This window comes from Microbacterium sp. P2_F9 (assembly GCF_056403635.1).
Genome location: NZ_JBFUFC010000149.1, coordinates 1 through 9,522 on the forward strand (window position 1 = coordinate 1; position 9,522 = coordinate 9,522).

Consider the following 9,522-nt stretch of genomic DNA (forward strand, 5'->3'; position numbering starts at 1 on the left):
TGCCGCAGCGACCCCCGCCCCGGCGGCACCGGCGGCTCCCGCTGCACCGGCCGCACCCGCGGCCGAGGCCCCGGCAGCTCCCTCGGCTCCTTCCGCCGACGCCGCACCGACACCGGGAGGGGCGGCTCCCGCTCCTCGTCCCGGCGGCGCCCCGCGCCCCGGCAACAACCCGTTCGCTTCGGCGCAGGGCATGGGCCAGCGCCCGGCCGGCCCGCGTCCGGGCAACAACCCGTTCGCTTCGGCGCAGGGGATGGGCCAGCGCCCGACCCCGAGCCCGGGCAACATCCCGCGTCCGCAGGCTCCGCGTCCCGGCGCCCCGCGTCCGGGTGCACCGGGCGCACGTCCTGGCGGTCCCGGCCGTCCGGGTGGCGCCGGTCGTCCCGGTGGCGCTCCGTTCCAGCAGCGCCCGGGTGGGCCAGGTCGTCCCGGCGGTGCCGGTGGCGGCTTCCAGCGTCCCGGTGGCGCTCCTGGTGCCCCGGCAGCCGGCGGTTTCGCCGGTCGTCCCGGTGGCGCAGGTGGCCGCGGTCGCGGTCCTGGCGGCGGCACCGCAGGTGCCTTCGGCAAGGGTGGCGGCAAGTCCAGGCAGCGCAAGTCGCGTCGGGCGAAGCGCCAAGAGTTCGAGATGAGGGATGCCCCGATCGTCGGTGGCGTCAACGTCTCGCGCGGAAACGGCGAGATCATCAGGATGCGCCGCGGCGCGTCGATCTCGGACTTCGCCGACAAGATCGAGAACATCACCGGCTACACGGTGCAGCCCGGCACGCTGGTGACCATTCTCTTCAACCTGGGCGAGATGGCCACGGCCACCGAGTCCCTCGACGAGGCGACCTTCGAGGTCCTCGGTGTCGAGCTCGGGTACAAGATCCAGATGGTCTCGCCCGAGGACGAGGACAAGGAGCTCCTCGAGGGCTTCGGTCTCGACCTCGACGCAGAACTCGAGAACGAGAGCGAAGACGACCTCGAGATCCGTCCGCCGGTCGTCACGGTCATGGGCCACGTCGATCACGGTAAGACCCGTCTGCTCGACGCCATCCGTCAGACCAACGTGGTCGCCGGCGAGGCCGGTGGCATCACGCAGCACATCGGTGCGTACCAGGTCTGGACCGAGCACGACGGCATCGAGCGCGCGATCACCTTCATCGACACCCCTGGTCACGAGGCGTTCACCGCCATGCGTGCTCGTGGTGCGCAGGTGACCGACCTCGCGATCCTCGTGGTCGCGGCAGACGACGGAATCATGCCGCAGACGGTGGAGGCGCTCAACCACGCCCAGGCCGCCGGCGTGCCGATCGTGGTCGCGGTGAACAAGATCGACAAGCCCGACGCCAACCCGGCCAAGGTGCGCCAGCAGCTCACCGAGTACGGCCTCGTCGCAGAGGAGTACGGCGGAGATGTGATCTTCGTCGACGTCTCGGCACGTGCCGGCACGAACATCCAGGAACTGCTGGATGCCGTGCTGCTGACCGCCGATGCGGGTCTGGACCTCACGGCCAACCCGAACAAGGCCGCCCGCGGTGTCGCGATCGAAGCGAAGCTCGACAAGGGCCGCGGATCCGTGGCCACCGTCCTCATCCAGTCCGGAACGCTCCGGGTCGGCGACTCCATCGTGGCGGGAACGGCCTACGGCCGCGTCCGTGCCATGGCGGACGAGAACGGCGATGCCGTCCTCGAGGCCTACCCGTCGCGCCCCGTGCAGGTGCAGGGGCTCAACTCCGTGCCCCGTGCCGGTGACACGTTCATCGTCACGGACGAGGACCGCCTCGCCCGTCAGATCGCTGAGAAGCGTGAAGCGGCCGAGCGCAACGCCCAGCTGGCCAAGGCCCGCAAGCGCATCTCGCTCGAGGACTTCACCCGTGCACTCGAAGAGGGCAAGGTCGAGTCGCTCAACCTCATCATCAAGGGCGACGTGTCCGGTGCCGTCGAGGCGCTGGAGGAGTCGCTCCTCAAGATCGAGGTCGACGACTCGGTGCAGCTGCGGATCATCCACCGCGGTGTCGGTGCGATCACCGAGTCCGACGTCAACCTTGCGACGATCGACAACGCGATCATCATCGGGTTCAACGTCCGCCCCGACTCGAAGGCGCGCGAGCGCGCCTCCCGCGAGGGCGTGGACACGCGGTTCTACTCGGTCATCTACAACGCGATCGACGACGTCGAGCAGTCCCTCAAGGGCATGCTCAAGCCGGAGTTCGAAGAGGTGCAGTCCGGTGTCGCCGAGATCCGCGAGGTGTTCCGCTCCTCGAAGTTCGGCAACATCGCCGGTGTCATCGTCCGCTCCGGAACGATCACGCGCAACGCGAAGGCGCGCGTCATCCGCGATGGCGTCGTGCTCGCCGATGGCCTGGCCATCGAGTCGCTGCGTCGCTTCAAGGACGACGTCACCGAGGTGCGCACGGACTACGAGGCCGGTATCGGACTCGGCAAGTTCAACGACATCCAGATCGGCGACGAGATCGAGACCACCGAGCTCATCGAGAAGCCGCGCGGCTAGTTCCACTGCGTGAGGGGCGCCTCCGGGCGCCCCTCACCATGGGAGAGGAAGAACAATGGGCAGCGAACGTCAAGCGCGCCTGGGCGACCGGATCCGCGTCATCCTCGCAGAGCGACTCGAAAAGGGTCTGCGCGACCCCCGGCTCGGATTCGTCACGATCACCGACGTCAAGGTGACGGGCGACCTGCAGCACGCGTCGGTGTTCTACACCGTGCTCGGCACGGCAGAGGAGCGCGACGCGTCCGCGGAAGCGCTCAAGTCGGCGACCGGGATGCTGCGCTCCGAGGTCGGCAAGCACCTCAACGTGCGGCTGACCCCGTCGCTCGAGTTCATCCTCGACGCGATCCCGGAGAACGCCGATCACATCTCGGCGCTCCTGCGGGAAGCACGCGAGCGGGATGAAGCCGTCGCAGGGCTCGCCTCCTCGGCGAACTACGCCGGCGATGCCGACCCGTACGTCAAGCCGCGCGAGTTCGACGAGGACGACGAGTCCGACGAGGCCCGCGCCGACGAGGACGAGGACGCCGTCGGGGTCTGACCCGTTGACGCTCGCTGTGGCGGGCGTCATCATTCTCCTAGGTCGTCCGACGACCGAGGGGAGCCGGCGATGGTCTCCGTTCTGCTCGCCGCCAACGTCGCCGACGGCCATGTCGCGCCGATGCTCGGCGTCGCCGAGCAGTTCACCGGCTCAGGGCATCGCGTGCGGTTTCTCGCGGGCGACCGGTTCGCCGATGCGGTGCGGCGCACCGGTGCGGAGTTCATTCCGTGGCCCGCGGAGGCCCAGGTCGATCATCAGGCAGTTCTCGCCGAGATGGTCGCGGAGGGCGGGAGGCCATCGGGCGCCCGGGGTGTGGCGCGAAGCATCGACCGGATCTTCGTCGCCCCCGCGCCCGCCCAGTACGCGGCCCTGCGGGAGGCGATCGAGGCGGAGCGGACCGACGCCGTCCTCACCGAGTTCACCGTGGTCGGCGCTGCCGCGCTGGTGTTCTCGAAGCAGCCGCGCCCGCCGGTGGTGGCCTGCGGCATCCTTCCCCTCGGTCTCTCCAGCGTCGACACCGCGCCGTGGGGACTGGGCATCCTGCCGCGCTCRGATGCGCTGGGCAGGGCTCGCAACCGTCTCCTGGCCTGGGCGGCGAAGAACTTCATCCTCCGCGCCCCGCAGCACCAGGTCGAGCAGATCGTCGAGCAGCTCACCGGGGCTCAGCTGGACGTGTTCTTCATGGATTGGGCCGTCCGCGCCGACCACTACGCGCAGTTCACCGTGCCCGGATTCGAGTACCCACGGCGGGACCTCCCCGCGAATGTGAGCTTCATCGGACCGGTGATCCGGGCCTCGTCGCGCGCCGCCGAGCTGCCGTCGTGGTGGCACGAGCTCGACCGCGACCTGCCGGTGGTGCACGTCTCGCAGGGCACTGTCGCCAACGAGGATTTCGAGGACCTTGTCCTCCCCACCATGCGCGCCCTCGAGTACCACCACGTGCTCGTGGTGGTATCCACCGGCGGAGCCCCGGTGGACGTGCTCGGGCCGCTGCCGCCGAACGTGCGGGCGGCCGAGTTCCTGCCATACGACCTGCTCATGCCGAAGGTCAGGGTCTTCGTCACGAACGGCGGCTACGGCGGTCTGCACTTCGCGCTCGGGCACGGGGTTCCGATCGTGGTCGCCGGTGACACCGAGGACAAGATGGAGACCACGCGTCGCGTGGAGTGGTCCGGCGTCGGCATCAATCTGCGTACGGGCACCCCCACCCAGGCCCAGATCGCCACCGCCGTTGAGAAGGTGCTCGCCGAGCGGCACTACCGCGAGCGCGCCCTGGCGCTGCAGGCGGAGATCGCGTCCGCGCCCGGTGTGGCGGACCTCGAGCGCATCGTCACCGAGCTGGTCGCGTCGGATCGATACGGTTCGGCGATCACCGGCCCGGTTCGCGCTGTGGATGTCCCGGCAGCGACAGGAGCTCCCCGGACGCCTCGGCGAGCCCGTCGGCGATGAGCGAGTCGATCGCCCGATCCCGCTGCAGCGGATCCGGCCAGTCCGCGACGACCTCGTCGAGGGCGACCGGCTCGGGTGCGGCATCCCGCAGCGCCTTGAGCACCGCGCCGCGTGCCTGCCGGTCGCTGCCCTCGTATCGCGCCTGACGGCGGCGTTCGTCGCCGGTGTCGGGGTAGCCTGCCGCGCGCCAGGCGCACAGGTCGGCCACCGGGCAGGCGAGGCACCTCGGGGCGCGGGCGGTGCAGGTCGTCGCGCCGAGCTCCATGGTGGCCGCGTTCATGATCCGCGCGGCCTCAGGGTCGGCGGGCAGCACCCCCGCCATCGCCGCCAGATCGCGTCGGGACGGCGGTCCCGGCTGCGAGCGGCCGTCGATCGCGCGGGCGAGCACGCGGCGGGTGTTCGTGTCGACGACCGGATGCCGGTCGCCGTAGGCGAACACCGCCACCGCTCGCGCTGTGTAATCGCCGACGCCGGACAGGGCGAGGAGCGCCTCCACATCCCGCGGCACAACCCCGTCGTGCCGGTCGCGGATCTCCACGGCCGCCCGGTGCAGCCACAGCGCCCGCCGCGGGTAGCCGAGATTCGCCCACTGCCTGACCGCCTCCGCCGGGGCGTCTGCCGCGAGCGCGGCCGGGGTCGGCCAGCGGTGCAGCCAGGCTTCCAGGTGGGGGATCACGCGGTTCACCGGCGTCTGCTGGAGCATGAACTCGCTCACCAGCACACCCCACGCATCGAAGCCCGGGCGGCGCCAGGGCAGATCGCGTGCGCTGCCGCGGTACCAGGCGACCAGCGGGGTCGCGAGATCGGGCATGCGGTTCAGCCTAGGCGGCCGCAGGCGGGGCCCCTCTGCTCCTGAGGAGATTCGCACTTCCGAGGATGCCGCGGCCATCAAGCGTCCTCAGCACTGCGAATCTCCTCGGGTGCCGAGCGAGCCACGCGTGCGCCGACCGTAGGCTGGAGGCATGCGCCTGCCGATCACGCCCGCCACGACCCTGTGGCGCAGCCTGCGCGACGAGGTGCGCCACGACTACCGGGCGGGCCGCGTCATCGTCGCGGTCGACGGCATCGACGGAGCGGGCAAGACGACCTTCGCCGAGGGCCTGGCGTCAGTGTTCGCCGAGGACGGCTCGGCGGTCTTCCGCGCGAGCATCGACGGATTCCACCGGCCGCGCGTCGAGCGGTACGCCCGCGGCCGCACGTCGCCGGAGGGCTTCTACCGCGACTCGTACGACTACGCCACGTTCCGCCGGGTCCTCATCGACCCGTTCCGCGATGGCGGGCAGACCGGCGCGTCGACGGGGTTCCAGCTCGAGGCGTTCGACGTGCACCGCGATGCGCCGGTCGGCTCCGAGTGGGTGACGGCGCCGCGCGACGCCGTGCTCGTCGTCGACGGGATCTTCCTGCACCGACCTGAGCTGCGCGGCATCTGGCACTGGTCGGTGTGGCTGGATGTGCCGCTCGATGTCGCCGCCCGCCGCGTCGCCGATCGTGATGGCACCGACCCCGACTTCCTGGCGCCCTCGAACACCCGCTATCGCGAAGGGCAGGAGCTCTACCTGCGCGAAGCCGGGCCGAGGACCGCGGCATCCGCCATCGTCGACAACACCGACCACGCGCACCCCTACCGCGTCTTCCAGGACTTCTGCTGATGGCCGCGCCGGGCATCCTCCTCGTCGACAAGCCGGGTGGGATCACGAGCCACGACGTCGTCGCCCGCGCGCGGAAGGCGCTCGGCACCCGCAAGATCGGGCACGCCGGCACCCTCGACCCGATGGCCACCGGCCTGCTCGTGCTGGGCGTCGAGGCCGCCACGCGCCTGCTCACCTTCATCGTGGGCCTCGACAAGACCTACGAGGCGACGATCCGCCTCGGCGCCGCGACCGACACCGATGATGCCGACGGCCAGATCATCGAGGCGACGGATGCCTCGGCCATCACCTCCGCACAGATCGAGCTGGGCATCGCCCCGCTGCGCGGCCCGATCTCGCAGGTCCCCAGCCGGGTCTCGGCCATCAAGGTGGACGGCCGGCGCGCCTACGATCTCGCCCGCGCGGGGGAGGAGGTCGTCCTCGCCGCGCGCGCCGTCACGGTGTCGCGTTTCGACGTCCTCGCCGAGCGCCGCGAGGAGGGGTTCATCGATCTCGATGTCGTCGTGGACTGCACCAGCGGCACGTACATCCGAGCGCTGGCCCRCGACCTCGGCGCGAGCCTCGGCGTGGGCGGGCACCTCACGGCGCTGCGGCGCACGCGCATCGGCCCCTTCGACGTTCGGGATGCGGCATCCGTCGATGACCTGGCGACCGCCGTGCTCCTCGAGCCGGCGCAGGCCGCCGAGGTCGTGCTCGGCAGACTGGATGTGACGGATGACGAGGCCCGGGACCTCCGCCATGGCAAGCGGCTCCCCGGCTCGGCGTCACGGATCGGCACGACGCCCACGGCGGCGATCGACCCGGCAGGCGTCCTGGTGGGGATCGTCGAACGCCGCGGCGACGACGTGAAGAGCGTCATGAATCTGCCGGAGGCCGCCCGTTGATCCTGTGGTTCACGCTTGCCCAGGTGGCCGTCGCGGTCGTCGCCGGCCTCCTGTGCGTCGTGCTCGGCCTCGCCGGCCGGCGACCGAGCGACCTGACCGTCGGCGCGCTCGCCTTGCTCGAACTGCTGCTGATCGCCCAAGTCGTGATCGCGATCGTCGCGCCGTTCCTGGGCAACCCCCCGACCGGATCGCTGCTCGAGTTCTGGGTGTACCTGGTGTCCGCGGTGATCCTGCCACCCGCGGCCGTCGTATGGGCGCTGCTCGAGCGCAGCCGCTGGAGCACGGTGATCATGGGCATCACCGCGCTGGCGGTGGCCGTGATGGTGTGGCGCATGCACGTCATCTGGACCGTCCAGCTCGCCTGAGCAATCCGGCATCACACCGCGTGACGCCCGCCGGGACCCTCGCCGAGCGCGCCGTAGGATGGATGACGATGACTTCCCCCACCCGTTCACGCCGGATCTCCGGCATCGGCCGCGTGCTCGTGATCGTGTACGCGATCATGGCCCTCGGGGCGACCGGTCGTTCGTTCGTGCAGATCGTCGAGAAGTTCGACGCCGCTCCGGTGGCCTACACACTGTCTGCGCTCTCCGCCGTCGTCTACATCGTCGCGACCCTCGCGCTCGTGTTCGCGGGCAGCAGACGGTGGTACATCGTCGCCTGGGTCGCGATCAGCTTCGAACTGGTCGGCGTGCTGGTGATCGGCACGCTGAGCGTCGTCCTGCCGGAGCTTTTCCAGCACCCGACCGTGTGGTCGCAATACGGGATCGGCTATCTGTTCATCCCCCTCGTGCTGCCCTTCTTCGGGATCTGGTGGCTTGTGAAGCACCCTCCGCTCACCGACGAAGAGGCGCGAGCGGAGGCCGCGACCGCCTCGGTGACGCCGTGATCGTCTTCCGCGATCCCGCTGAGGTGCCCGCAGGTTTCGGCCCCTCCGTGGTGGCCATCGGCAAGTTCGACGGCGTACACGCCGGCCATCGGGCCGTGCTCGAGCGTGCGCGGGTGGATGCCGCGATCGGCGACGCCCGCGTCGTCGCCGTCACCTTCGACCGCAACCCGCTGAGCGTGCTGCGCCCCGAGCTGTGCCCCGAGGATCTCATCGGGGTGACCCAGAAGGTGCAGCTGCTCGCCGAGACCGGCATCGACGCGGCCCTCGTGCTGCGTTTCGACGAGCAGCTCGCGAGCCTGCCTGCGCGCGACTTCGTGGAGCGGATCCTGGTGGACGCGCTCGGCGCGCGCACCGTGATGGTCGGCCTCGACTTCCGGTTCGGCAAGGGCGGCACCGGCAACCCGGACGTCCTGCGCGAACTGGGGGAGGAGCTGGGCTTCCGCGTCGACGTGGTCGACGATGTGCGTTCGATCGATACGGACCGCCGCGTCTCCTCGACGTGGATCCGGGAACTCCTCGCCGAGGGCGAGGTGGAGTCCGCCGCCAAGCTGCTCGGCCGTCCCGCCTCGGTGTGGGGCGAGGTCGTGCACGGACACAAGCGCGGACGCGAACTCGGATTCCCCACCGCCAACCTCTCTCCCGAACTCGAGGGATTCATCCCCGCGGACGGCATCTATGCCGGCTGGCTCGTCGACGAGGGGTCGCCGAGCCGGCTGCGGCCCGGCATCCGATTCCCCGCCGCGATCAGCGTGGGATCGAACCCGACGTTCGACGACGTGACGGAGCGCCTGGTCGAGGCGCACGTCCTCGATGAGACGGACATCGATCTGTACGGCCACCGTGTCGAGGTGCAGTTCGTGGCACGCGTGCGCGGGATGGTCGCCTTCGAGGGGGTGCCGGCTCTCGTCGAGCAGATCGCGGACGACGTCGTCACCGTGCGGCGCCTGCTGTCCTGACCGCCGCAATGCCCCGGCGCCGGTAGACCCTGCCGGGGCGCGGCTCTACGATCAAGGACGTGGATGCCGCACAGCTCGTGCTCGCCGCCGCGGATGCCGGGGCCGCTCCGTCGGTCAACCTCTGGGGCGCACTCGGCTGCGCGGTCGCGTACTCGGCGTCGCTGCTGGCGACCCTCGACGCCTTCGCCGATTTCATCCTGGCCAGGGCGGATTCCCCGGCCGGGCGGCTGACCCCGGCGGTAGGGTTGAAGTTCGGATCGAAGATCGCCGCGGCGGTGATCACCGTGGTGGCCGCGGCCATTGTGCTCGCGTTGGATGAGAACTGGTTCGCGTTCACCGCGCTGAGCATCGCGTTCGTCGTGGTCGTCGCGATCGGATTGGTCGTGCTGCTGAGGCACGCGAGCACGGTCGCCCGATCCGCCACCGAATGAGCCGGGCACGGATGCGGCTCGAAGCGATGCGACAGATCCCAGTCGATGGAGGAGTGCGATGAGCCGGACGGACCTGCAGACCCTGCCACAGCGAGCGGCCGAGCTGCTGGGCGGCGAGCCTGACGACACCACCCTGCGCCGCTATCTGCACGGGCTCCCCGGTGTGGAGGCGGTCGGTCTCGAACAGCGCGCGGCCGACCTCGGCAGCCGCTCGGTCAAGACGACCTCGAAGGCC

At 70.6% G+C, this 9,522-nt stretch carries 10 protein-coding genes and 1 pseudogene; 10 read left to right on the top strand and 1 reads right to left on the bottom strand.

Annotated features, from left to right (window positions below):
• From infB to AC1DVT_RS14490, 3 genes are all read left to right on the top strand, one after another.
• A partial coding sequence (gene infB, locus AC1DVT_RS14480) for a translation initiation factor IF-2 (RefSeq protein ID WP_477389740.1) occupies positions 1-2,491 on the top strand: 2,491 nt, incomplete at its 5' end.
• A gap of 55 nt (positions 2,492-2,546) precedes the next feature.
• On the top strand, positions 2,547-3,029 hold the full coding sequence (gene rbfA, locus AC1DVT_RS14485) for a 30S ribosome-binding factor RbfA (protein WP_457100569.1): 483 nt from the start codon (positions 2,547-2,549) through the stop codon (positions 3,027-3,029).
• 69 nt (positions 3,030-3,098) lie between these two features.
• Positions 3,099-4,478 carry a glycosyltransferase gene (locus AC1DVT_RS14490; RefSeq protein ID WP_457100568.1) on the top strand — a complete coding sequence of 460 codons (1,380 nt, stop codon included), beginning with the start codon at positions 3,099-3,101 and terminating at the stop codon, positions 4,476-4,478.
• Here AC1DVT_RS14490 and AC1DVT_RS14495 read toward each other — a convergent pair.
• On the bottom strand, positions 4,399-5,289 hold the full coding sequence (locus AC1DVT_RS14495) for an HhH-GPD family protein (protein WP_457100567.1): 891 nt from the start codon (positions 5,287-5,289) through the stop codon (positions 4,399-4,401). The genes AC1DVT_RS14490 and AC1DVT_RS14495 overlap by 80 nt on opposite strands.
• Positions 5,290-5,440: 151 nt before the next feature.
• Here AC1DVT_RS14495 and AC1DVT_RS14500 point away from each other — a divergent pair, with 151 nt between their 5' ends.
• From AC1DVT_RS14500 to AC1DVT_RS14530, 7 genes and pseudogenes are all read left to right on the top strand, one after another.
• Entirely contained in the window at positions 5,441-6,127 is a 687-nt protein-coding gene (locus AC1DVT_RS14500) for a nucleoside/nucleotide kinase family protein (RefSeq protein ID WP_457100566.1), read from the top strand.
• On the top strand, positions 6,127-7,011 hold the full coding sequence (gene truB / locus AC1DVT_RS14505; RefSeq protein ID WP_477389741.1) for a tRNA pseudouridine(55) synthase TruB: 885 nt from the start codon (positions 6,127-6,129) through the stop codon (positions 7,009-7,011). The genes AC1DVT_RS14500 and truB overlap by 1 nt, the downstream gene beginning before the upstream one ends.
• A complete protein-coding gene (locus tag AC1DVT_RS14510; protein WP_457100564.1) occupies positions 7,008-7,376 on the top strand; it encodes a hypothetical protein in 369 nt (122 codons plus the stop codon). The genes truB and AC1DVT_RS14510 overlap by 4 nt, the downstream gene beginning before the upstream one ends.
• Positions 7,377-7,438: 62 nt before the next feature.
• The gene (locus tag AC1DVT_RS14515; RefSeq protein ID WP_457100563.1) at positions 7,439-7,900 is read left to right on the top strand and encodes a hypothetical protein; all 462 of its coding nucleotides are present in this window, start codon (positions 7,439-7,441) and stop codon (positions 7,898-7,900) included.
• On the top strand, positions 7,897-8,856 hold the full coding sequence (locus AC1DVT_RS14520; RefSeq protein WP_457100562.1) for a bifunctional riboflavin kinase/FAD synthetase: 960 nt from the start codon (positions 7,897-7,899) through the stop codon (positions 8,854-8,856). Before AC1DVT_RS14515 ends, AC1DVT_RS14520 begins: the two co-directional genes overlap by 4 nt.
• Before the next feature lie 59 nt (positions 8,857-8,915).
• Positions 8,916-9,287, top strand: a complete 372-nt coding sequence (locus tag AC1DVT_RS14525) for a hypothetical protein (RefSeq protein WP_457100561.1) — start codon at positions 8,916-8,918, stop codon at positions 9,285-9,287.
• A gap of 58 nt (positions 9,288-9,345) precedes the next feature.
• Positions 9,346-9,522: pseudogene (locus AC1DVT_RS14530) on the top strand (deoxyribose-phosphate aldolase); the annotation flags it as partial.

Excerpts from the sequence above, each read along its gene's own strand:
- AC1DVT_RS14500 (WP_457100566.1), top strand. The coding sequence starts at position 5,441 with ATGCGCCTGCCGATCACGCCCGCCACGACCCTGTGGCGCAGCCTGCGC.
- rbfA (WP_457100569.1), top strand. The coding sequence starts at position 2,547 with ATGGGCAGCGAACGTCAAGCGCGCCTGGGCGACCGGATCCGCGTCATC.
- AC1DVT_RS14495 (WP_457100567.1), bottom strand. The coding sequence starts at position 5,289 with ATGCCCGATCTCGCGACCCCGCTGGTCGCCTGGTACCGCGGCAGCGCA.
- AC1DVT_RS14515 (WP_457100563.1), top strand. The coding sequence starts at position 7,439 with ATGACGATGACTTCCCCCACCCGTTCACGCCGGATCTCCGGCATCGGC.